This is a genomic window from Ruegeria sp. AD2(2025) (genome assembly GCF_056542385.1).
Genome location: NZ_JBQFZS010000005.1, coordinates 37,006 through 59,282 on the forward strand (window position 1 = coordinate 37,006; position 22,277 = coordinate 59,282).

General features: G+C 62.0%; 27 protein-coding genes. 15 read left to right on the forward strand and 12 right to left on the reverse strand.

Annotation, left to right across the window (positions count from 1 at the left end):
• Positions 1-16 precede the first annotated feature (16 nt).
• The 6 genes from ACR1XV_RS11945 to ACR1XV_RS11970 are packed head-to-tail and all read left to right on the forward strand — an operon-like array spanning position 17 to position 4,875.
• Positions 17-1,948, forward strand: coding sequence for an AAA family ATPase (locus ACR1XV_RS11945; protein WP_480531554.1), 1,932 nt, complete (start codon positions 17-19; stop codon positions 1,946-1,948).
• Complete coding sequence (locus ACR1XV_RS11950) at positions 1,948-2,241, forward strand: hypothetical protein (protein WP_480531556.1); 294 nt, start codon at positions 1,948-1,950, stop codon at positions 2,239-2,241. Before ACR1XV_RS11945 ends, ACR1XV_RS11950 begins: the two co-directional genes overlap by 1 nt.
• A gap of 38 nt (positions 2,242-2,279) precedes the next feature.
• Positions 2,280-2,615: a hypothetical protein gene (locus ACR1XV_RS11955; RefSeq protein WP_480531558.1), complete on the forward strand. Its 336-nt coding sequence runs from the start codon at positions 2,280-2,282 to the stop codon at positions 2,613-2,615.
• The gene (locus ACR1XV_RS11960; RefSeq protein WP_480531560.1) at positions 2,612-3,949 is read left to right on the forward strand and encodes a DUF6638 family protein; all 1,338 of its coding nucleotides are present in this window, start codon (positions 2,612-2,614) and stop codon (positions 3,947-3,949) included. Before ACR1XV_RS11955 ends, ACR1XV_RS11960 begins: the two co-directional genes overlap by 4 nt.
• Positions 3,950-4,216, forward strand: a complete 267-nt coding sequence (locus ACR1XV_RS11965) for a hypothetical protein (RefSeq protein WP_480531562.1) — start codon at positions 3,950-3,952, stop codon at positions 4,214-4,216.
• Positions 4,217-4,227: 11 nt separating this feature from the next.
• Positions 4,228-4,875, forward strand: a complete 648-nt coding sequence (locus tag ACR1XV_RS11970; RefSeq protein WP_480531564.1) for a DUF1523 family protein — start codon at positions 4,228-4,230, stop codon at positions 4,873-4,875.
• 18 nt (positions 4,876-4,893) lie between these two features.
• Here ACR1XV_RS11970 and ACR1XV_RS11975 read toward each other — a convergent pair whose 3' ends face one another.
• The 6 genes from ACR1XV_RS11975 to ACR1XV_RS12000 form a co-directional block, all read right to left on the reverse strand.
• Entirely contained in the window at positions 4,894-5,988 is a 1,095-nt protein-coding gene (locus ACR1XV_RS11975; protein WP_480531566.1) for a flagellar basal body P-ring protein FlgI, read from the reverse strand.
• Positions 5,985-6,992 (reverse strand): flagellin, encoded by a 1,008-nt coding sequence (locus tag ACR1XV_RS11980; RefSeq protein WP_480531568.1) that lies wholly within the window; start codon positions 6,990-6,992, stop codon positions 5,985-5,987. Before ACR1XV_RS11980 ends, ACR1XV_RS11975 begins: the two co-directional genes overlap by 4 nt.
• Positions 6,993-6,994: 2 nt before the next feature.
• A complete protein-coding gene (gene flgK, locus ACR1XV_RS11985; protein WP_480531570.1) occupies positions 6,995-8,446 on the reverse strand; it encodes a flagellar hook-associated protein FlgK in 1,452 nt (483 codons plus the stop codon).
• Positions 8,447-8,479: 33 nt separating this feature from the next.
• A complete protein-coding gene (locus ACR1XV_RS11990; protein ID WP_480531572.1) occupies positions 8,480-9,775 on the reverse strand; it encodes a flagellar hook protein FlgE in 1,296 nt (431 codons plus the stop codon).
• Between the two features lie 98 nt (positions 9,776-9,873).
• Positions 9,874-10,713, reverse strand: coding sequence for a flagellar motor protein MotB (locus ACR1XV_RS11995; protein WP_480531574.1), 840 nt, complete (start codon positions 10,711-10,713; stop codon positions 9,874-9,876).
• A 93-nt stretch (positions 10,714-10,806) separates the two neighbouring features.
• Positions 10,807-12,144: a FliI/YscN family ATPase gene (locus ACR1XV_RS12000; RefSeq protein ID WP_480531576.1), complete on the reverse strand. Its 1,338-nt coding sequence runs from the start codon at positions 12,142-12,144 to the stop codon at positions 10,807-10,809.
• An 86-nt stretch (positions 12,145-12,230) separates the two neighbouring features.
• Between ACR1XV_RS12000 and ACR1XV_RS12005 the strand changes: the two genes are divergently transcribed.
• Genes ACR1XV_RS12005 through ACR1XV_RS12045 form a run of 9 tightly spaced genes read left to right on the forward strand, consistent with a single transcriptional unit; the run spans position 12,231 to position 16,765 of the window.
• Positions 12,231-12,617: a FlgB family protein gene (locus ACR1XV_RS12005; protein WP_480531578.1), complete on the forward strand. Its 387-nt coding sequence runs from the start codon at positions 12,231-12,233 to the stop codon at positions 12,615-12,617.
• An 11-nt stretch (positions 12,618-12,628) separates the two neighbouring features.
• Positions 12,629-13,015 carry a flagellar basal body rod protein FlgC gene (gene flgC / locus ACR1XV_RS12010; protein WP_480531580.1) on the forward strand — a complete coding sequence of 129 codons (387 nt, stop codon included), beginning with the start codon at positions 12,629-12,631 and terminating at the stop codon, positions 13,013-13,015.
• A gap of 12 nt (positions 13,016-13,027) precedes the next feature.
• Entirely contained in the window at positions 13,028-13,318 is a 291-nt protein-coding gene (gene fliE, locus ACR1XV_RS12015) for a flagellar hook-basal body complex protein FliE (RefSeq protein ID WP_480531582.1), read from the forward strand.
• A 3-nt stretch (positions 13,319-13,321) separates the two neighbouring features.
• Entirely contained in the window at positions 13,322-13,594 is a 273-nt protein-coding gene (locus ACR1XV_RS12020; RefSeq protein ID WP_170675403.1) for a flagellar biosynthetic protein FliQ, read from the forward strand.
• On the forward strand, positions 13,594-14,304 hold the full coding sequence (locus tag ACR1XV_RS12025; RefSeq protein WP_480531584.1) for a flagellar hook-basal body complex protein: 711 nt from the start codon (positions 13,594-13,596) through the stop codon (positions 14,302-14,304). The genes ACR1XV_RS12020 and ACR1XV_RS12025 overlap by 1 nt, the downstream gene beginning before the upstream one ends.
• Before the next feature lie 21 nt (positions 14,305-14,325).
• Entirely contained in the window at positions 14,326-15,111 is a 786-nt protein-coding gene (gene flgG / locus ACR1XV_RS12030; RefSeq protein ID WP_480531586.1) for a flagellar basal-body rod protein FlgG, read from the forward strand.
• Positions 15,111-15,524, forward strand: a complete 414-nt coding sequence (flgA, locus tag ACR1XV_RS12035; protein ID WP_480531588.1) for a flagellar basal body P-ring formation chaperone FlgA — start codon at positions 15,111-15,113, stop codon at positions 15,522-15,524. The genes flgG and flgA overlap by 1 nt, the downstream gene beginning before the upstream one ends.
• Positions 15,524-16,255: a flagellar basal body L-ring protein FlgH gene (gene flgH, locus ACR1XV_RS12040; RefSeq protein WP_480531590.1), complete on the forward strand. Its 732-nt coding sequence runs from the start codon at positions 15,524-15,526 to the stop codon at positions 16,253-16,255. Before flgA ends, flgH begins: the two co-directional genes overlap by 1 nt.
• Before the next feature lie 12 nt (positions 16,256-16,267).
• A complete protein-coding gene (locus tag ACR1XV_RS12045) occupies positions 16,268-16,765 on the forward strand; it encodes a flagellar basal body-associated protein FliL (protein WP_480531592.1) in 498 nt (165 codons plus the stop codon).
• An 8-nt stretch (positions 16,766-16,773) separates the two neighbouring features.
• On the opposite strand, the gene ACR1XV_RS12050 is transcribed toward ACR1XV_RS12045, so the two are convergent.
• The 6 genes from ACR1XV_RS12050 to ACR1XV_RS12075 form a co-directional block, all read right to left on the reverse strand.
• On the reverse strand, positions 16,774-17,145 hold the full coding sequence (locus tag ACR1XV_RS12050) for a hypothetical protein (RefSeq protein WP_480531594.1): 372 nt from the start codon (positions 17,143-17,145) through the stop codon (positions 16,774-16,776).
• Complete coding sequence (flhB, locus tag ACR1XV_RS12055; RefSeq protein ID WP_480531596.1) at positions 17,142-18,230, reverse strand: flagellar type III secretion system protein FlhB; 1,089 nt, start codon at positions 18,228-18,230, stop codon at positions 17,142-17,144. Before flhB ends, ACR1XV_RS12050 begins: the two co-directional genes overlap by 4 nt.
• Complete coding sequence (locus ACR1XV_RS12060) at positions 18,227-19,000, reverse strand: flagellar biosynthetic protein FliR (RefSeq protein ID WP_480531598.1); 774 nt, start codon at positions 18,998-19,000, stop codon at positions 18,227-18,229. Before ACR1XV_RS12060 ends, flhB begins: the two co-directional genes overlap by 4 nt.
• Entirely contained in the window at positions 18,997-21,081 is a 2,085-nt protein-coding gene (gene flhA / locus ACR1XV_RS12065) for a flagellar biosynthesis protein FlhA (protein WP_480531600.1), read from the reverse strand. Before flhA ends, ACR1XV_RS12060 begins: the two co-directional genes overlap by 4 nt.
• A gap of 9 nt (positions 21,082-21,090) precedes the next feature.
• On the reverse strand, positions 21,091-21,765 hold the full coding sequence (locus ACR1XV_RS12070) for a transglycosylase SLT domain-containing protein (protein ID WP_480531602.1): 675 nt from the start codon (positions 21,763-21,765) through the stop codon (positions 21,091-21,093).
• A gap of 72 nt (positions 21,766-21,837) precedes the next feature.
• Positions 21,838-22,266, reverse strand: coding sequence for an Lrp/AsnC family transcriptional regulator (locus ACR1XV_RS12075; RefSeq protein ID WP_480531604.1), 429 nt, complete (start codon positions 22,264-22,266; stop codon positions 21,838-21,840).
• Between the last annotated feature and the right edge of the window lie 11 nt (positions 22,267-22,277).

Sequence of the window (22,277 nt, forward strand, 5' to 3'; positions counted from 1 at the left end):
AAGCAGAGTTGAGCAGATGAGTTTAACGTCAGATCAGATGGAATTGCGCGAAGACGACATTCGTAAGCATTACCCGGCAGCGACGGCCTTGTTGAACGGGTTCGAACACGCGCCGCGCATTGCGAAACCGGTTGATGTGGCGGTCGAGCGGTCCTCGGGCGTGTCGACGGGGCGGCGGTTTCGGTCCACCACGCCCGGTTTGGTGACACGCCGCACCGCGCGGGCGGATGGGGTGCATCTGGTCGAGCGGATCGAAGCGTCGGATGATGGTGATACGCTGGTCTCGCCCCCTCAGGCCACGGCGCAGCAGGCCATTCGGCGCGCGATTGCCATCGCTCTCGCCGTTGCCGAAGCATATGCGGAGCAGACTCCGTTGGCCGATTTGAAGCGGGCCAATCTGGCGGGGGATTTGCCGGTTGCGCGCAAGACCGAGTTTTCGGAATTGCTGACGGCTGAGGCTTTGATCACATCTCATGTGCTGGGCAATGCGCTGGCTTATCTGATGTCGTCTCATCTGGGCGAAACCACGGTTGATCTGGGTGAGATCGAAGAGGTGTTGACGGACAATGGCCAGCTTGCCCTGCACGGCACCTTGTGGGAGCTGGATCAGGTGCTGGCGAAACATGCCCCCGACGATGCCCACCTGATCGCGGCGACCAGTGCCTATGCCGAGCAGTTGATGGACAAGGTCGCCCTGCGCGCGCAATCGGCTGGCCATTTGGCCCCGTTCCAAAACGCGGCCTGGCATATCGAGGCTGACGACCTGACAATCCGGGGGTTTGAGGCGGCCTCGAAGGCAAAATCCACCAAACTCACCATGACGTTCAAGAAACCGAACGAGGTGGTGGGTAACCATATCGCCAAGTATCAGGCGATGAAACTGGCCAAAATGCTGATGGCCTATGACTTCGACCGCCGCTTGAACCCCTTTGCGGAACTCGGCGGGTTCATCTTTACCTTCATGGGCGATGGCAAGCCGGGCACCGGCAAGACCACTCTGATCCAGATGATGGCCGGGCTGATCAACGATTATTGCCAGAACGCGGGCTACCCGTTCCGCTATCAGAACCTGAGCACCGACAATATCGACAGCTATCAGGGCAAATCCGGCCAGAACGCCAAGGCGTTTATCAACACGATCATCGACCCCTCGGTTATTGGCTTTGGCACCATCGACGATATCGACCAATTGGCGGGCAAACGCGGCGACCGGCAATCGTCAGCCGGGCAGTTGGAAATCACCGCCGTGCTGATGGAGAGCTTTGCGGGTGCCAACACCGTCGTGCGCGGCAACTGCACCTTTGGCATGTTCTCGAACTACCCCGAGAACGTGGACGACGCCCTGCGCCAGAGGGCGGGCGCGCGGTTTCTGGTGGACGGGCCACAAACGCGAGAGGATTACATCGACATCCTGCACCTGCTGATGGGCCGCAACCACGACATCCCGCTGGGCGAACACGATGCCTATGCCGCGCAGGAGATCAAAAAGGCCGTCGCCGCCAGTTTCGAAAGCCATTCCCGCCCGCATGAGGACGCCTTGTTGCAGGTCTATGACCGGGTTTCGGCTCAGATCGGCCAGATGGACACGATTGCCAAGCTGGGCACCTACCTCAAGGCGATCCAACAGGCGGATGAGCGGTTTACTGGCCGCGCGATCAAGAACATCACCGACGCGGTCAAGGTCCGCGCGATGGATTTCGAACTGCCTGATGAGTGGATGGAGAACCCCGACCTGTTCCTGTTCCGCGACTATGACACCAAGAAAGCCATGATCGAGGACCTGCGCCAGCCGATCACGGTTGAGATGGTGATGCAGGAGATCAACCGCTACGCCGACAGCGAATTCCGCTATGCCGACAAGAGCGATGAGGTTGCCATCGAGAACGCCGTGCGTGAGATGGGTCGGATGGAAGAGGCCAAGCGGCGGTATCTGGAGGGCAAGGGATAATGCTCGTCTACGCGATTTCGGGTTTTGCGCTTGTATTGGGCCTGATCCTGCCTCTGCGTTGGGGTGTGATCGGATTTCTGGGCGCCGTGGCGATGCTGTTCCTAACTCAGTTTGGCGTGAACGCCGGCAGCGGGTTCGAGGGCACGACATGGGAAGAGTCGCTGATCCTGTTTGAAGGCAGCGTGGTGTCCTACATTGGGTTCAACCTGCAGATTACCGCGCGCGCATTTGCGTTGCCGTTGTTGGTTTTGGCGACGGTGGTTGTTGGCCGTAGCAATACGGGAGTTAGCTGAATGGCGTGCAACACAAACCAGTCAGAGGGAATGCCTAAGTGTTAGATTTTGTCTACCTGGTAGCGTGTGCGCTTTTTGCCTTTATAGGGGCCAAATTTGTGCTTTGGGTGATCAGGCGCAGCTTGCCTGTTCCTCTAGGTGGATTCATGTGGCTGCGGTTCTTTTCTTGGTCGTCGGCCAGTCTGGGTGTGGCGGTTTCGGTGTATTTCTTTTTGATAGTTGCATCTGGTATTTTAATTTTTGATTTCTGGGAGTTGGGTGAAAGACTGGAACCCTCAGTGATTTGGTTTGGAGGCATCATCCTGTCTGCGCCCTATTGGGTAGGTTTGATCAAAGGAATCGACATTCAAGTCACGTATCGGTGGTCACAATGATCCGCCTCATCGAAAAAGGCCTGATGTTTGGCAACCTCGTCCACATCTCCAGCCCGGCCTTGGTCGAGCGGTACAACCGCGCGCTGCAGCATCTGGCCGGAAAGACCACGGCGCTAACGGATTTCCATGTCGATATCTCGGGCTATTCGCCAGAGGTGGGAATTGAGCTGGAGGACGAGCTCTACCTCAACCCCAACGGGGTCAACCGGCAGTTCATCCTGCTGACGACCGAGCAGAAACGAGCGCCTTTGCTGAACGTCAAATTCTCGACCTCGCGCGATATCCTGCGCGAATTCATCGAAATGAACGAGGCGCAGCTGTTTGCCCTGACCGCCACGGATGCGGTGGCTGGAGAGCTGGTGAACTCGGTCTTCAAACTCACCACGCCGGGCGACTTGCTGAACCTGCGCAAGATCGAGATCGAGGCGGACACCGCAGGCGGCACCCTGCGCAAGGCTGAACAACTGGCGGGCATGGTCGAGCGGTTCAAGACAGAAGAAGACGCCTGGTTCGACGATGTGCTGATCGCAAAGATGATCGAAACCGCGAAGGATACCGGCGACGTCACCCGCAACCCCGTCCGCCTGCGTCACACCGCATTCGAGCAGCGCAATTTCTGGACGGCGCATTTCGGCGGGCTCTATCTGTTTCCGGATCTGGATCATCCGGCGGTAATTTGCATGGGTGAAAAGCCGGGTGACGCGCCGGTCAAATACGTCTTTGACCTGTCGCAGCGCAATCAGATCGCCAAATTCCTTGGGTTGAACGGGCTGGTGGAAACGATCATCGAGGCGCGCGGCGTCGATTCCGCCGCGATCCTGCAGCAAAAGATGGATTTCCTGACAATCGCGGCCGCGGCAGATGCGGATGTCGATCTGACCGGGCTGGACCGCAGCGACATGCGAAGGCTGGCCCGCGCCCATGCGGACCGGCTGCCGCAAGCGTATCACGGGCTGGCGCAACTGTTGCGCTGGGCAACGGACGGAGGGCCCTGGCCGCGCATCACTTCGGACCATCCGGCTTATTTCTACACCTTGCGCGCGGCGAATACGCCGAACCGTGATCTGGTGAACATGCTGCTGGCGGAACTGGCCCCGCTGGACCCGCGGCAGATGTTCATCTGCCACAAAGAGCTGTTCTACAGCACCTACGCAACCTGGCCCGAGGCCAAGAAAGCCTATGTTGCTGACTTCCTCGCGCGGGAATATCAGGTGGACAAATCAGGGGCTCGCGCCGCACTGTTCGGACACGAGCCGGATATGAGCGGCGATGACCGTGCCAGCGATGACCTGATCGCCCGCGTCGGTCCCTGGGGCGCCGTTGGGAGGCATTGAATGATCGTCGCTATTCGATTTCTGATCCCGCTGCTGATCGTTCTGACCGTGATCTATATCGGCCTGTCGATCTATTCCCGCCTAATGCGGCGGCGCAAGCTGATCGCTCATTGGGAGGCGAAGGGGCTGACCGGTGACCGCGATGCATTCGTCGCGCGCGGGTTGAAGAAATACGACAGCTCTTTCCGCCGAAAGCTGTTGTTGGGTGTTTATGTCGTACCGCTTGGGGCGATTGCCCTGCTGATCTATATTACCAATTTCATGTGAGGGCCGGACAGATGGTCTATGTCAAATGGGCGTTTATCATAGTGTTTTGGGGGCTTGTCGCCTCGGTGCTGGAATATACCCTGCCACAGCAGGACGTGGTGCGGATCGTCAAAACCGAGGTGCGGCGGGTCGATTTCGGTGAGAACTCGATTTTCTGGGCGCAACAGGATACCGGCCAGGAAACCGCGCAAACCGTGAACCGTGATGTCCGTTTCGTGGAAACCTTCCGGCCCAACGGCAAACCGCGCGTCTATCGCAACGAGGATACCGGTTGGGGCTGGCCGCCCTATTTCAAGCTCGACAGTTCGAACCTGCAGGCAGAACTGACCAATCTGGTCTCGACTGCGGATAACCCGCAATGGGTCGTATTGCGCCACTATGGCTGGCGCAATCAACTGATGTCGATTTTCCCCAACGTCGTGTCGGTGCGTCCGGTCGATAGCCCGGACGTTCGGATCATCCCGTGGTTCAACATCATTTTCCTGACTGTCTTCTTTGCAATCGTCTGGGCGCTTTGGGTGCGGTGGCGCAGATTCCGGAAGCGCCGCATCGACCCGATGATCGAAAATGTCGAGGATGGCCTCTATGCCGCGGGCGACGCGATTCAAGAGCGCGGCAGCAAGGCCCGCCGCTGGCTGGACAGTTGGAAGGCCAAATAACGCGCCACATGCCCGGCATCATCTGACGATGAATTCCGCGTGCAGGGCCCCGGCGGCTTTGATCGTCTTGAGAATGTCGATCATGTCCCGCGGAGACACCCCAAGCGCGTTCAGCCCAGCGACCACCTCGGACAAGGTGGTTGCCTCGGGGATTTCGGCCAGACCTGTACCTTCTTCTTCCTCGATGCCCGCGATGGTGCGCGGCACCACAACTGTTTCGCCACGTGCAAAGGGGTTGGGCTGAACTGCGATTGGGGCCTCCTCGACCGTCAGGGTCAGATTGCCCTGAGATACCGCCACGCGCGAAATCCGGACATCCTGCCCCATGACGATGGTGCCGGAGCGTTGATCAACCACGACTCGCGCTCGGGTTTCAGGCTCGACCAGGATGTTTTCGATCCGACCAAGAGCATGGGCTGTCGATACCGCCTGCGTTGCGGCAATGTTCAACTCAACTGTGCCGGAATCGCGCATGATCGCAACGGCGCGGTTGAATTCGGTGTTGATCGCCGCCTCAATCCGGCCGGCTGTGGTGAAATCGGGTTCGCGCAGGGCCAGCCGCAGTTGCGTCAGGCTGGCGAGATCAAAGTCGATCTCGCGCTCGACCCGCGCACCCGAGGGGATGACGCCCGAGGTCGGAACGCCGCGCACGACAGACGCGGCTTCGCCCTCGGCGACTGCGCCTCCGGCCAGAACGGTGCCCTGCGCCACCGCGTAAATCTGGCCGTCTGCGGCGTTCAGCGGTGTCATGATCAGGGTGCCGCCCAACAGGCTTTTGGAATCGCCAATGGCTGACACGGTGACGTCGATCTGGCCGCCAACGCGAGCAAAGGGCGGTAGGCTGGCCGTTACCAGCACGGCGGCCACGTTCTTGGGGCGAAAATCCTCTCCGGTCACGTTGACGCCCAGACGTTCGAGGATATTCGACATGATCTCTTCGGTGAACGGAGAGTTGCGCAACCCGTCGCCGGTGCCGTTCAGCCCGACCACAAGCCCGTACCCAACAAGGTCATTGCCGCGCACGCCGTCGAAATCGACCAGATCTTTCAGCCGGATCGCCCCGGCGGTGGCGAGGCTTGGCAGCAGTATCAGCAGGAGGGCAAGAATTTTCATCTCAGGAAATTCACCAGGGACAGGTTGGCGTTGCGGACGGTCACGGAATAGAGGCTTTCCAGTTGAAATTGCACGGTCTGCAACTGGGCTGCGGTTTCATACGGGTCAGCGGCGATCAGCGCATTGCGCGCGTGTTCGGCGCTGGTTTGCGCCGCCGCATTGCGCGTCGCGGCCTGTTCGACGCGGGCCTCGGCTGCACCCACCTGCGCGCGCAGCTTGACGGTTTCGTCCTTGGCATTTGCCAGATCGACGCCAAGATCCTTGAATAACGCCGTGCGCTGATCCTGCGGCAGCCCAAGCGCGGTGTCGGATACCAGTGCTGCCACCGCAACATCGCGCAACGCGGCCTTGAAGGCCGGATCAGTTGCGGTGATCGGCAGCGATATCCGTTCATTTTCCGAGATTTGCATCGGCGACAGCGGCGTGGCCGAGCCCTGATACATCACCGCATCAAATCCGGTGGGATCATTGAACCAGTCCTCAGCGACCTGCCGGATATCGGTGGCTGTGACCAGCCCGGTCAATTCGGCTTGCAGCGCGCTCAGCAGCGCCTCGGCCGAGGGCAGGGGCGAAACATCCGTCGCTGTGCCCGAATACAAGCTGCGCCCGCCGGTCCGGGTGTTGAGTGCCGAGACCATCGTGTCCAACTCATTCCGGGCCTGCACCGAGGCCTGTTCATGCGTCACCGCCTGATTTGAGGTGCCAAAGGATAGCAGCGCCGCCGACAGTTCGCTGACCGAGCCGCTGAAGGTCGTCATGCTCAGTTGCATGGTGTCGGTGAACAGGCGCGCTTCGGCAGTAGCGACACCAAAGGCGTCCAGCCGTTCCAGACGACGGTCCAGATCCAGCAGGTGCGAATAGTCTCCGCCCAGCCGGGCCGAGACATCCTGCACCTTGCCGGTCGACATCTCATAAGACAGCGTTTCGATCTGGGTTTTGATCTGGGTGCTGCGGGCGCGCAGGGTCAGCCCGCGGGCCAGATCGCCAATTGAATTCAGTGTCATGACTAGAGCCTCAGCAATGTGTCCATCAGTTCATCAACCACCGCCACGATCCGGGCATTCGCGGCATAGGCCTGCTCGATCTGCATCATGCGTTGCAGTTCCACATCGCTGTCGACACCCTGCTCGGCCACGATCTTCTGCATCTCAAGCTGCGCATTGGCGGCGAAGGTCTTGCGGGTGTCTGAAGCATGAGCGTCGGTGCCCGCCTTGGACAACAGCGCCTCAGTGATCTCTGGGGCGCGCATGTTGCCGGCGCCGAAACCTGCGCCGGTGATCGGACGGGCGTCGGCCAGAATAGCGCTGAACGCCTGCAACTGATTGGCGTCGCCCGGGTTGCGCGGCAGCGCCGCGCCCAGACCGGCGCGCAGTTTCCAACTGGCGCCCCCCGCATCGGGGTCAACCGCCGCGTTCAGGTTGATCCGCGAGGCCAGCCCAACCTGCATCGCCGGATCGAAGCGGTTGCCGTCATCGGTGAACAGGCCCGGATCGGTTGCGGTGACGGTCGGGTCCAGACCGGCTGTTTCGAACCGTTCGATCAGGTCGCGGGCGACCGCGTCCAGATCGGCCTGAGCCTCGACCGCCAGATCATCGCGGATTTCGAACTGCGCCATCAATGCGCCGCCGCGGATTTGGGCATAATCGCCGCTGATGCGAACCGGGTTGCCGTTGACCTCAAGCCCCGAGAGCAGCCCGTTGCCCACGGTCATGTGCGGCATGGTCTCGCCCGTGGTGGCAAAGCTGAACTCGACCGCGGTGCCTTCCAGCAGGATCAGACCCCCATCAGCGTAGAGCGACACCTGATCGTTGTCCCGGGCAATCACGTTGACGGGCACCAGTTCATTGACCTGATCGATCAACACCTGCCTCTGGTCCAGCAGCGCACCGATGTCGCCGCCCGAGTTCCGGATGGTGGGGATGCGGGCGTTCAGCGCCTCGATATCCTGCAGCGCGGTGTTCAGCGCGGTGACCTGCTTGCCGATTGTGCGGTCCGCGGCCGAGCGGGTTTGCCGTACCCCCTCGGACGCCGCATTCATGGCCACGGCCAGATCACGCCCGGTGCGGGCGACCTGATCCAGACGCTCGGCGGATTCGGGCAGGCTGGCGGCGGTGATCAGGCGGCTTTCGAATTTTGCCAGCCGCGCAGACAGCGAGGCAGCATCGTCCGCGGTGCCCACAAGGCTTTCGAACGTTGCGTGAAATTGGGCAACCGCGCTGGTCGCCGCGAGATCAGAGGTGGTGGCGCGCAGGTTGGCGGCCAGCACCGGATCCTGGTGCCGGGTGATCCCGACGACCCGCACACCATTGCCCGAGACTGGGCTGGTCGCCAGTTCAAGTGACCGGCGGGCATAGCCCGGCGTCAGCGCATTTGCGATGTTGCCGGACACGACCGCAGCCCCGCGACTGGCGGCGTTCAGCCCGCTGAGCGCGTTGTTCAAAGCCGTCGACATATTCATCGGACAGTTCCTTTCCGCCGGTCAAACCCCGGATCAGCGTTTGATATTGGTGGTTTCCTGCAGCATCTCGTCCACGGTCTGAATGACCTTGGCGCTTGACGAATAGGCGCGCTGCGTCTGGATCATCGAGGTCAGCTCGGTCGCCACATCAGTGGTCGATTCCTCGCGCGCGAAGGACACCAGGTCGCCGGTCGGCCCCTCGCCTGCATTCCACAGAAAAAACGTGCCACTGTCGCGAGAAGGCGCGTAAGTCTGGCTGTCCAGCGCCGTCAAACCGTTGGGGTTGGGCACATCGGCCAGCGGGATCTGGAACATGCGGCGGCTGACGCCGGTGTCATAGAACGCATAGACATAGCCGTTCTCGTCAACTTCGACGCTGGTCATCGTGCCCACGGCCGAGCCGTCGCGGGTGATCGAAACCGGCGCGAACGTGTCCGAGAGTTGCGTGATCCCGTCCGAATCGCCGATCTGGCCGATATTAATCTCCATCGGCCCCCCGGCGACGTTGACGATGAAGCTGCCGGTCGTCGGGTCGTAAGCTCCGCCAGACACGGCGGCGACGCTGGCCAGCGTGCCCCCGGCCGTGCGGCTGTCGGTGAAGGTCAGGGTATATTCCCCGACCACCGCCCCGCCCGAGGCGGAATCGCGCAGCCGCAAGGTCCATTCATTGCTGGACCCGGTTGCCGGGACGGTGGGAACCAGTTCGATATCGACGCTCTCGGATTTGCCTAGATTGTCGAAATATTCGACCGACAAGGGCTGTGTATCGCCCGGCGCGCCCGCATCCGTCGCGGTTGCGGGCAGGTTCATGCGCAAGTTCATCTGCGTGGTTGGCGCGCCTGACAGTTGATTGACGCTTAATTGAACAGGTTCAAGCGCTGCAGGCGTGTCGCGCGGGACGCTGGGGATCGAACCATCGGCCGCTGCGCGCCAGCCCAGCAGCACGAGGCCGGATTGCGTGACCAGATACCCTTCCTCATTGGTGCGGAACGAGCCGGTGGTGGTCAGCAACATCTCATTCGAGCCGGCAGCGATCTGCGAACTGGGCCGCACCGGCAGCATCCCGCGCCCGCGTACGGCCAGATCGGTTGAGTTGTTAGTTGTCACCAGCGATCCGCGCTGGTCGATCAGGCGCTGACTGGTCGTTCGAACACCGCCTGCCGAATAGCTTCCGCCCTGGCCGGACGTGACCATCGAATGAAAATCGGTCTCAACCCGCTTGTAGCCAAAGGTCGACGAGTTGGCGATGTTGTCGGAAATCGTCGCCAGCCTGTTGGCGTTGGCCTTCAGCGCCGCCACACCGGCATTCAGCGAAGAGGAAATGGTCATCAGCGCGCCCTTCTGTTGCGTCAGTCGTTGATGCAACAGCTAACGCGCCGCCCCTTAACAGCGCGCTAACAGCTAAAATGCCGTCTATCATTTTGCAGTTACGGATTGCGCAGGAATACGATTTCGATGCGATTGTTGCGCACCGCCATCGGGTTCGCGGTGGCCAGTTCCCGGTCGGCATGGCCCGTCACGCGGTCCATCCGGGCAGCCTCTACGCCCTTGCCCTGCAGCAGTTGACGCGCCACCTGCGCCCGCGAGGTGGATAGGTCCCAGACCGGGTTTTTCGCCAGTACCACCGGGGATGACCGGACATGCCCGTTCACCGCAATCGCATTCGTCACCAGATCAGAGGACCGCGCCACCAGCAGCGCCAGCGCCCGCATCATCTGCGTCGGAGTGCCCGTGCCCGATTCGAACAACGCCTGATCTTCGGTATCGAACAGCTCGACCACGAGCCCTTCATCGGTGACGCGGGTGACGATGTGCTCGAGCATCTTGTCCGAGACAATGCTCTCGCCCGTGCGACCCAGCAGCTGCGCCTCGAGCGATGAGAAATCCTCGGACGTGCCATTGTCGCCGCCCCGTGCGTCGACACCGGTTGATCCACGCGCCTGATGGGCCTCGGTCGGGTTGCGGCGGGTCGCGCCCGAGCCGTTCATCACCAGCGTCTTTTCCGAGAACATATTGTCGCCGCCAAAGGCCCCGTCACCGCCCCCCGATACCGGGTTGACGGGGATCGTCGGCGAAAAGTAATCCGCCAGCCCCTTGCGTTGCTTTTCCGTCGTCGCGTTCAGCAGCCACATCAACATGAAGAAGGCCATCATGGCCGTGACAAAGTCGGCATACGCGACTTTCCACGCGCCGCCATGGTGGCCATCGCCCCCCGACACACGCTTCTTCTTGATGATGATTGGCGCCGCATTGGATTGCGCACCCATCTCCACCACCTTTTTCTCACCCATCCAAAGGCGTAGCAGCGCAGGTCTTAAAGGGGGCTTAACACTTAAAACTGTCGGGAAATCGAGCGGCGATCATCGGGGCAGACCAGCATTTGCCCGGCGCTGGATCACAGACAGGCGGTTGAAGCTGTTCTCGATCCCGTCCGGGTCGGTCTTGCCAAAAAAGTCATCCAGTTCCTCGTGCACGCGCACCGCCTGATCCAGCAGCGGGTCGGCCCCTTCGGCATAGAGCCCGGCCTTGATCATAACCTCGGATTGCTCATAGCTGCCGACCAGCTTGCGGGTCTGTGCGATCATGCGGTTTTCATCCTCGGACGCGGCATCCGGCAGGCTGCGCGAGACCGAGCGGCTGAGGTCGATGGCCGGGAACCGCCCGCGTTCCGCAATCTCGCGGCTGAGCACGATATGCCCGTCCAGAACGCCGCGCAGAATATCTGCCACGGGCTCCTCCATGTCCGAGCCCGCAACCAGCACGCTGAAAACGGCGGTGATATTGCCCTGCACGGCGGTGCCGGGGCCAGCGCGTTCGCACAGGGCGGCAATCAGCGGCGTAACCGACGGCGGAAACCCTCGCAGCGAGGGCGATTCGCCCATGGCCACGGCAATCTCACGATGCGCCTCGGCAAAACGGGTGACGGAATCGGCCAGAAACAGGACGTTCAGACCCTGATCGCGCAGATACTCGGCCACCGCCATCGCCGACCATGCGCAGCGCCGCCGCGCCAGCGCCGACTGGTCCGAGGTCGCGGCCACGACCACCGCGCGCCGCATCCCTTCGGCCCCCAAGGCGGTTTCGACGAATTCGTTCACCTCGCGCCCACGCTCACCCACAAGGGCCACGACCACCGCATCGGCCTGCATCGACCGCGCCAGCGTGGCCAGCAGCGTGGATTTGCCAACGCCCGACCCGGCAAACAGCCCCACGCGCTGACCCTGCACAATCGGTAGCAGGGTGTTTAGGATCGCAAGCCCGGTTTCCATCCGCGCGCCCAGCGGCTTGCGCTCTACCGCGGGCGGCGGCGTTTGCAGTATGTCGCGCGCCTGCGCGCCTGCCAGCAGCGGCTTGCCGTCCAGAGGCCTGCCGAACGGGTCGACCACCCGCCCCAGCCAGTGCATTCCCGGCGCAAAGGCGGGGGTCTGCTCCAGCACCACCGGATCGCCCAGGCTGACCCCATCGGGCGCGGCGCCGGGCAGCATGTGGATAAGGCCCGATTCGACATGCAGCACCTCGCCCGGCAAATCCGGCCCGCTGCGCCGCCGCAAGGTCAGGTGATCGCCGATTCGCGCCTGTCCGGCCAGCCCCTCGATTTCGATGACACCACGCGCCACGCTGGCCACACGGCCCATATGGCGAACGGCGGTCAGTCGGTCGATTTCGCATTTCACAAGCACCGGGTCGAGATCGGACATAACGGGAACTCCAACAGTTTCTGAAAACGGTTTCTAAAGGAATCGGGGTTAAGCCTTGATTGAAATTGATCGAGGGAGAAGCCCCGATGTTCACTGACCTGAACGTCTTTAAGACAGCGTACGCAATGGCAACCCATGCCGGGCAACGGCAGGCCGTCATCGCGCGCAACATGGCCAACGCGGACACGCCGGGCTACCAGCCCCGCGACCTCGAGGCCTTCAAGACAGCTTTTGAAAACACCGGGCACGCCGCCTCGATGACTGCCACACGGGCCGGTCATCTGAATGGCGTAGCGGTCGCGCAGCCCTGGGCCGAGTATGAGGCCACGCCGGCAGGTGACCCGAACGGCAACGGCGTTTCCATCGAAGAAGAGATGCTGAAAGCTGTCGATGTAAAGCGCCAGCATGACCGCGCGCTGGCGATCTACAAATCGTCCATCGGCATCCTGCGCACCTCTCTGGGCCGTGCCTAAGGGGGGATGGCATGAGCGATTTTTCCCATTCCCTGACGGCCTCGGCCAGTGCCTTGCGGGCGCAGGCCGCGCGGCTGCGGCATGTGTCCGAGAATATCTCGAACGCAGATACGCCCGGATACCGGCGCAAGACCGTGCCGTTTGAAACGGTTGAAAAGGGCGGCGCGGAAACGGTGCAGGCGGGCCGGGTCAGGCTCGACCGCCGCGACCTTAGCCGCGTCTATGACCCCAGTCATCCGATGGCGGATGAGACGGGGCATTACAACGGCTTGAATGTCGATCTGATGATCGAGATTGCCGACGCACGCGAGGCGCAGCGCAGTTACGAAGCCAACCTCAAGATGTTCGACCAGACCCGGCAGATGTCGTCGGGCCTGATGGATTTACTTCGCAAATAAAGGACAGCCAGAATGGATATCCGATCTTTGACCGCGGCGCAGAGCTATGCCGGCGCGCGCCCCGCCACGCAGGCCGACCCCGATCATGCCGGACCGGCGCAGGGGCTGCGGGCAACCTTTCAGGATTTTGCCGCAACGCTGAAACACAGCGAGCAGGTGGCGCAATCGTCGATGGTGGGGCAGGCCGATCCGCACGCGCTGGTGCAGGCGCTGACGCAGACCGAACTGGCGGTCGAAACCGCCGTAATCGTGCGCAACAAGGTGGTCGAGGCCTATCAGGAAATCCTGCGGATGCCGGTCTGAGCCATGCTGAGCGAAGGTCTGTTCTATGACATCGTCCGTCAGGCGCTGTGGGTCGCGGTGATCACCTCGGTCCCGATTCTGGCGGTGGCGCTGATCTCGGGTCTGGCGGTCGGTCTGTTTCAGGCGCTGACCTCGGTGCAGGAGATGACGCTGACCTTCGTGCCCAAGCTGATCGCCATCGTCATCGTGTTCTGGATTTCGATGGGCTTCATGACCCAGACCCTTGTCACATTCTTCACCGGGACACTGATCCCCCTGATTGCCGGAGGCCGCTGATGGACACCGCCTATACCACCCTGTCCCGCCAGTCCGGGCTGATGAACGAAATGCGGCTGGTGGCGAACAATATCGCCAATGCCAACACCACCGGATACCGCCAGCAGGGGCTGGTGTTTTCCGAGTTCATCCGCGACATGCCCGACGCGCCCTCACTGTCGATGAGCCGCGCTCAGGTCCGTAACACGTCGCTGCAGCAAGGTGTGCTGACCGAAACCGGCGGCCAATTCGATTTCGCCATCGAGGGCGACGGGTTCTTCATGATCGAAACGCCGGGTGGCAATCGCCTGACCCGCGCGGGCAGTTTTTCGCTCAGCGCCGAGGGTGATCTGGTGACGATGGGTGGGCATCGGGTGCTGGACAGCAACGGTGCCCCGGTGTTCATCCCTCCCGATGCGGCCAGCATTGATGTAGGCAGTGACGGCACGCTCAGCGTCAACGGACAGCTTCTGAGCCAGCTCGGGGTCTATCGGGTGGCCGAAACGAAGGATCTGGTGCGCGAAGGCAGCACGCAATTTCGCACCGACGCCGACATCGAACCTGTGGCGGAACCGGTCGTTCTGCACCGTTTCCTCGAAGGATCGAACGTCAACGCTATCGAACAGGTGACGCGGCTGGTTGAAATTCAGCGCGCCTATGAGTTGGGCCAGAGCTTTCTGGATGCCGAGGATGAACGGGTGCGCGGTGCGCTCAAGGCGCTGATGCGCTGAATTGTTTAAGGAGATACTGATATGCGGGCTTTGAAGATTGCTGCCACGGGCATGACCGCCCAGCAGATGCGGGTCGAGACGATCTCGAACAACTTGGCGAACATGAACACCACCGGCTACAACGCGCGGCGGGCTGAATTCGCCGATCTGCATTATCAGCAGATGGCGCGGGCGGGAGCGGTCAATGCCTCGGACGGGACTGTGCTGCCGACGGGTATCCAGCTGGGTCTGGGGGTACGTCCATCGGCCGTAACGGTGCAGCTGGAACAGGGTGGGCTGTCGGCGACCGGCAGCGATCTGGATGTGGCCATCGAAGGACGCGGTTATCTTGAGGTGACCTTGCCCAATGGCCAATCGGCCTTTACCCGCGATGGTAGTCTGAAGCGGTCAGCCGAGGGGTTGATCGTCACCTCTGACGGGTTCGCCGTCGCTCCCGAGATCACCATTCCCGACGATGCAAGATCGATCTCGATCAACGCCGCGGGCGAGGTTTACGCTTATTTCGACGATACTGCCGAGGGGCAGTTGCTGGGCGAATTCACACTGGCCAGTTTCTCGAACGCCAAGGGGCTGGAAGCGGTGGGCAGCAACCTATTCAAAGAGACCGAAGCCTCGGGCGCGCCGGTGGTCGGAACGCCGGGCGAGGATGGGCTGGGGACCTTGCGGCAGGGGTACCTGGAGGACAGCTCGGTCGATGCGGTGCGCGAGGTGACGGAATTGATCGAGGCGCAGCGCGGCTATGAGATGAACGCCAAGGTCATCTCGGCCGTCGATCAGATGATGGGCGCAACGACGCAGGTGCGGTGATGCGGGCACTGATCTGCCTTCTTGCGCTGATACCCGCCGCGACATGGGCCGAGATTGTGGTGCCGACCCGGGCGATCCGTGCAAAGGAAATTATTTCCGCTGCGGACCTTCAGATCAAAGCCACCGATGTGGCGGGGGCGGTTCGGGATATCTCGGATCTGATTGGGCAAGAGGCGCGCGTGGCGCTGTACCCGGGGCGGCCGATCCGCCCGTCGGATATCGGCCCGCCCGCCATCGTGGACCGCAACGATCTGGTGACGCTGGTCTTTGATAGCGTCGCACTTTCGATCAACGCCGAAGGTCGAGCGCTGGGTCGGGGGGCCGCAGGTGATCGGATCCGTGTGATGAATCTGTCGTCGCGCACAACGGTAACGGGCGTGATCCGCCCCGATGGTCAAATCGAGGTCAAGTAATGTCTAAAATAATGAAATGTATGCTCTTTGCCGTTCTGGGCGTTGCCGCTTGTGGTCGGCTTGATCATCTGGGCAAACCGCCCAGCCTGACACCCAGTACGGAATCGCCCGAGCATGTTGCGATGCTGTGGCCCGGCCTGCCTTTGCACAGCCAATCCCAACGCACCGTGGACCGCGCTTCCTTGTGGAGCGGCGGGCAGCATTCCTTACTTGGGGATCAGCGGGCGATGAAGAAAGGTGATATTCTGACCGTGGTGATCGAGCTGGACGAAAAGGCCGAAATATCGAACGACACCAACCGATCCCGCGCCGGGTCGGAAAGCCTTGCTGTGCCCAGCCTGTTCGGCCTGCCGCAACGCGCGGCCGAACGGTTGCCGGACGGAGCGTCGCTCGAGGAGGCGGTATCGATTGACTCGGCCTCTGTCAGCAAGGGCAAAGGGTCGGTCAAACGCAAGGAAAAGCTGACCCTGCGGGTGGCGGCGACGGTAGTCGATGTGCTGCCCAACGGGGTGCTGTCGATCACCGGTTCGCAAGAACTGCGGGTGAATTTCGAACTGCGTGAACTGCTGGTTGCTGGCTATGTCCGCCCTCAGGACATCTCGCGCCAGAACGAAATCACCTATGACAAGATCGCGTCGGCGCGGGTGTCATATGGTGGGCGCGGTCAGATCACGGATGTTCAGCAGCCGCGATACGGGCAGCAGGTTCTCGATACGGTTCTGCCGTTCTGAAGGGAGGATGTGATGGGAAAACTGTTGCCGATCATCTGTCTGGTCACGGGTCTTGCTGCGGGTGTCGGGGCTGGTGTTGTCCTAGCCCCTTCGGACAAGGTCGAGGAAAAGGCCGAAGCCAAGCCGGCCAAGTCTGAGGCCGGACAGCAAAAGACCTCAAAATCCGGGAAAAAAGATGAAAAGAAGACGCAGCAATATCTGAAGCTGACCAAGCAGTTCGTGATCCCTGTTGTCTCGGAGCATGAGATATCGGCCCTGGTCACCATGTCGCTCAGCCTCGAGGTGCGTTCGGGTATCGAGGATGCCTTTTACGAGATCGAACCAAAGTTGCGAGACAGGTTTCTGCAAGTGTTGTTCGATCACGCTAACAGCGGTGGATTTGACGGGGCTTTTACCCGCTCGGATAACCTTCAGGTTCTGCGCGCGGCATTGCTGGAAGTTGCGCAAAAGGATCTTGGTCAGGATGTCTCGAAGGTGCTGATCACCAGCGTCAACCGACAGGATACCTGATCGCAGCCCTATTCTTGCGCCGCGCGGCGCTTGCTTTGCTGCAGGCGCTGCGACAATTCCGTCACCGCTTGCTTGCGCCCGAAAGCCCGCCGCAAGTCGTCCATCACTGCAATTTTTTGCGACCGCAGGCGCGCCAGCTCTGTGTTCAGCTGCCGCCGTGTGGCCGATTCCCAGCTGTGCCACAACAGATCGGTGCCGGTGATGCGGTAGCCATCGGTGTCTGCACCTTGCGACTTTACCTCGGCCAACTGGCGGTCCAGCCGGGCCAGTTGCTGCAACAGCTTCGCCTCTTGCCTCAGCAGCGGGCGCAGCTTCTGGTGCTCGCGCTGATAAGCCGCTTCGGTCACGGTCAAAAGGCCTGTCATACGGTCGCGCATCATATCACCTGCCCCTTGGCGCGTTTGCGCATGGCTTCGGCAAAGCGGATCGCGGCAGCGACGGGACGATAGTATTCCTCGGCGATCTCCTGACCAATCTCGACCGTCGCGTGCAGCGCGCGCGCGGTTGGCGGGTCCGAGTGGATGGGCACCCCAGCCTCGCCCGCCGTAGCGCGGATCGTGGCGGCCACCTGATCGACCCCTTTGGCGACGCAAACCGGCGCGGTGCCGCTGGCGCGCGACCATTTCAGCGCCACCGCGTAATGGGTCGGGTTGACGATCACCACATCGGCCTTGGGCACATCCGCCATCATCTGGTTGGTAGCAATGTCCTGCGCGCGCTGGCGGCGCTGCTGTTTGACATGCGGGTCGCCCTCGGAATCCTTGGTTTCGTCCTGAATTTCCTTGCGGGACATGCGGTTCTTGCGCAGATGCTCGGCATGTTGCCACAGATAGTCGATCACGCCGATCGCCAGCGCGATTGTGATGACGATGAACAGGAACCGAAACAACAAGTTCATCATCAGCAGGATGGACGCGCGCGCGGGTGCCGCGCTGGCCGAGAGGATCTCGGGCAGGTTCGCACGCAGAAACAGGGCCAGGCAGGCCCCGTAGATCAGTAGCTTTACAAAGCTCTTTGCGAATTCGAACAGGCCGCCCCGGCCAAATTTGTTCTTTGCATTCGAGGGGATCGAAATGCGTGAGGTTTTGGGCTTCAGCTTATCGGGGGCAAAAATCAGGGCGCGCTGCGCGATCAGGCTGAGCACCACCGCGACCGCGGGCACCACGAACAGGGCGGCGACGGGCACCAGCGTGGCACGGAGGATGCCCGTCACCGGGGCCGTGGCCGGGCCTGTTGTCAGCAGGTCCGCCAGTCGATCCGATTGGTCGATCAGAACCACAAACAGGGTGCCATGCTGTTCCGCCGTATACTGTCCCGCCAGCAGCAGCGCGATGAGCAATCCGGAATAGGCAGCCACCACCGACAGATCGTTGGATTTGGCGACCTCGCCCTTCTTGCGGGCTTTCTCAAGCTTCTGCGGTGTCGCCTCGAAGGACTTGTCGCTGTCATCGTCCTGCCCGCTCATCTTGCGCCCTCAAGCGGGTTCTGGAGGAACGCGAACAGCGCGTCGGACCAGACGGACAGGATCAGCGGCGTACCCGCGAACAGCAGAAACAGACCGGCGAAGGTGATCGCGGGGGCGCCCACGAACGCGACCATCAGCTGCGGCATGGCGCGGTTGATGACGCCCAGCGCCAGATTGTAGATCAGCGAGGCGATGACGAAGGGCATTGCCAGCGCAAAGGCCAGCCCGAAGCTGCGTGAAATCTGGGTAACGCCCCATTGCGTCAGGTCCGGGGCCAGCGGCAGGGTGCCCATCGGGAACAGCGTATAGCTGTGGATCATGAATTGCGCGGCGCGGACATGCAGGCCCAACAAGGCGGCCAGCGCCAGACCGGCCAGCGTCAGCAAGTAGCCCATCGCGGGTACGGGCTCGGCCGCCGCTCCGCCCAGAATTTGCGACAGGGATGTCGCCTGCGCGGCAATCGAACCGGCGGTTTGCAGCGCCAGCACAAACAGGCGCAGGCCGATGCCCAACGCCAGGCCCGTCGCGACTTCGGTACCGATCAGCGCGACCATGCGCCCGAACGCGGGCACCGTTTCGACCTCGGGCACCGCAGGGGCCACGATCAGCGAAAACGCCACAGCCAAACCCAGCTTGACGCGCACCGGGATGCTGCGTTCACCAAAGGCGGGCAGCAGTGACACCATGGTCGACACGCGCAGGAAAATGGCGAAGAGATGCCACAAGGTTTGCCCCAGATGGGGCAACAGCTCGGGCGGCAGGGCGATCACGCGGGCACCGTTCCGACCAGCGCCGGGCGCGCCTCGAGCCCGATTTCCTCGAAGGACAGAACCGGGTTGGCGATGCCGCGGGCATGCATGATGGTGCGCAGCAACCGCCGTCGCCGGGTCGAGGTCACCACCGCGGGGAACAGCCCGTGGTCGGCGGATTTGGCGACGCTGTCATTCACCCCGTCGGCAAGCTTGTTGAACAGGTTCGGCGGCAGCGCCACGTCCAGACCGGCATTGGGGGCGTCGATCTGATAGCTGGCAAAGGTATCCTCCCACTCGGGGGCCAGCTGGATCAGCGGGATCGATCCGTCCTCGCGCTTCATCTCGGCCACCAGTTGAAAACCCAGCCGCTGGCGGACCAGTTCGCAGATGCCTTCGGGCTGGGTTGTGGTCAGCCGCGCCTCGGCTACGCTTTCCAATATCAGCGCCATGTTGCGGATCGAGACCCGTTCGTCCAGCAGCAGTCGCAATACCGCATGCAGGGTGTCGATCGGCACCTTGTCGGGGATCAGTTCGTCGAGCAGCTTGCGGTTGGCCTCGGCCCGGACCGGATCACTAAGGCGGGTCATCTCGGACAGCAGGCGGCGCAGGGATTTCAGCGTCAGCAGGCGCGAGAAATTCTGTTTGATGATCTCAAGCAGGTGGGTCGCCAGAATCTCGGGCGGCGTTACGATGGTGGCCCCGTTCATGGCGGCGGTTTCCTGATCCTTGGGCAGAATCCAGCGGGCGGGGGCGCCATAGACCGGCTCGGTCACATCGGTGCCATCCGGCAGCAGGTCGTGCCCGTCCTGCACCAGCGCCAGCACCAGTTCCGAATTCAGCACGCCGCGCGCTTGTTCCACGCCCTGAACCTTGATCACATACGTTCCGGTGGGCAGGTCGGCGCGGTCTGTCAGACGAATCTCGGGCAGGATCAGGCCGAAGCTTGAGGCGACATAGGTGCGCATGTTGGCAATCCGTGCATCCAGCCCGGTGCCGGGGTTCAGCACCATGCTGACCAGGTCAGGGGCGAATTCCAGATGCACGTCGTCCAGATCCAACACATCTCCGATGGCTTGCGAGACAGGGGTGTCGGCCTCGGGCGCGGTATCTTCGGGGATGTCTTCGGTGTTTCGCTTTTTCAGGCCAGAATAGGCCGCGTAGCCCAGCGCTGCCGCGCCGAGCATGAAGGGCAGAAATGGCAATCCTGGCACCAGCGCAAACAGCGCCATGAGCACCGCAACCGTGGCCAGCGCCGCCGGGTGCCGCCCGAGCTGCGAGAAAATCGCGCTGTCCGTGGCCCCTTGCGTACCGCCCCGGGCCAGCAACAGGGCAGAGGCGATTGAGATGATCACCGCCGGGATTTGCGACACGAGCCCGTCGCCGACGGTCAGGATCGCGTAGGTTTCGAACGCGGATGAGACCGGCATGCCATGGACGATCACACCCATCACGAGACCCATTACAAGGTTCAGCAGGGTGATCAGCAGCCCCGCGATGGCATCGCCCTTGACGAATTTCGACGCGCCATCGAGCGAGCCGAAAAACGTGGTCTCTTGCTGTTCACGCTCGCGCCGTTCCTTGGCCTGTTGGTGGTCGATGGCCCCGGCGGACATATCGCTGTCGATGGCCAGCTGTTTGCCGGGCATCCCGTCCAGCGCAAAACGCGCGCCGACCTCGGCCATGCGGGCGGCACCTTTGGTGATAACCATGAAGTTCACGATCAGCAGCACGCCGAACACCACGAGACCCAGAAAAATGCTGCCGCTCATGACGAATTGCGCGAAGCCTTCGATCACGTCGCCCGCCGCGTTTGTACCGGTGTGCCCCTGTCCGATGATCAGCTTGGTCGACGAGACGTTCAGCGACAGCCGCAGCATCAGCGAGGCAAGCAGGATCGTCGGGAAGGACGAGAAATCCAGCGGCCGTTCGATGAACAGGGTCAGGGTGAAGATCAGGATCGCTAGCGCGAACGAGGCCGCAAGCCCCACGTCGAGCACCCATGCGGGCATCGGCAGGATCATCATCACGATCACCGTCATCAGCGCCAGCGCCAGCAGGACGGTCGGAGAGAACAGGTTGCGGATGTCGATCCGGGGCACGGGGACCTCTTAGTTGAAGGGGATGAACGCGGTGGCGGCGGCAGTTTGGGGCACCAATGAGCCCAGCGCGGTGCGGCTGGCGGGCTCGGACGGGGGGAACAACGGGGCGGCGGTCATGGTGAACGGGTCGCTGGTCACGCGCGGACCTTCCAGTTGCGCCAGCACCGCTTGAAAGCGGTTGGAATACGAGGCCGCAAGATGGTTGGTCCGGGAATGATAGGCCCCGGCGGCGGCGGGCCATGAGCCGAGCTCGGCATAAAGTTCGTTCAGGAAGCGGGCGGCGTAGATGGCATTTTCGTCCGGGTCGAACATGGCGTCGATCGAGCGGAAGGCCTTGCCGTGCCAGCGGTAGTTGATCTGGAAACAGCCCACATCAAAGCTGCGGACACCGGACTTGAATATGTTGAACACATAGGCTTTGGCCTCGGTCGCCGAGGCGAACCAATATCCCTGCCCCTCGCGGTTGATGGCCCAGGGCCAGGGGTGCAGCGCACCATCCACCGTGCGGCCTGTTTCAACCCGCGTGATGGCGCGCAGTACGTCCAGAGGCACGCCTTCGGCCCGTGCAGCCCGTTGCGCGGCCTGATCGCACAAAGCCGCCGTTTCAATGCCCGCCACGGCGTGGCCGGGTTTCACCAGCGCAAGATGCGCGAGCAGCGCAAACAGGATTTCGCGATAGGGCATTCTGCCGGTCCGGGATTCTGATCAATCCCGGCCAAGCTAGCCGCCCATGGGTTTACAGAGGGTTAGCGCCCCTCAGGTCCGGTCGATTTTGCGGCCAAAAACCACACTGGTGTTAGTCCGCAACACGCCGGGGATGCGGGCCAGTTCGTCGACCAGTATATCGAGGTCTTCGATCCTTGGGGCCTCGGCCGACAGAAGCAGGTCGAATTCGCCGTTGATCGAGAGGCAGAGCTTGACCTCGGGGTAGGCCTCAAGCCGTTTGATGATGCGTATGGTTTCCTTTTGCTGGACCTCCAGCAGCACGACGACCTGAACACGCGGCGTGTCTTCGGTTTCGCGCAGAATGACCGAATAGCCTGCGATGATGCCGCGTTCTTCCATGCGGTTGATGCGTTCGTGGACGGTGGTGCGCGCCACGCCAAGCGTTGCGGCGATGCGGGTCGTCGAATCGCGGGCGTTGTGCTGCAGGGCGGCGATGATGCGGCGGTCAAGCTGGTCCATGCGGGCTCCGG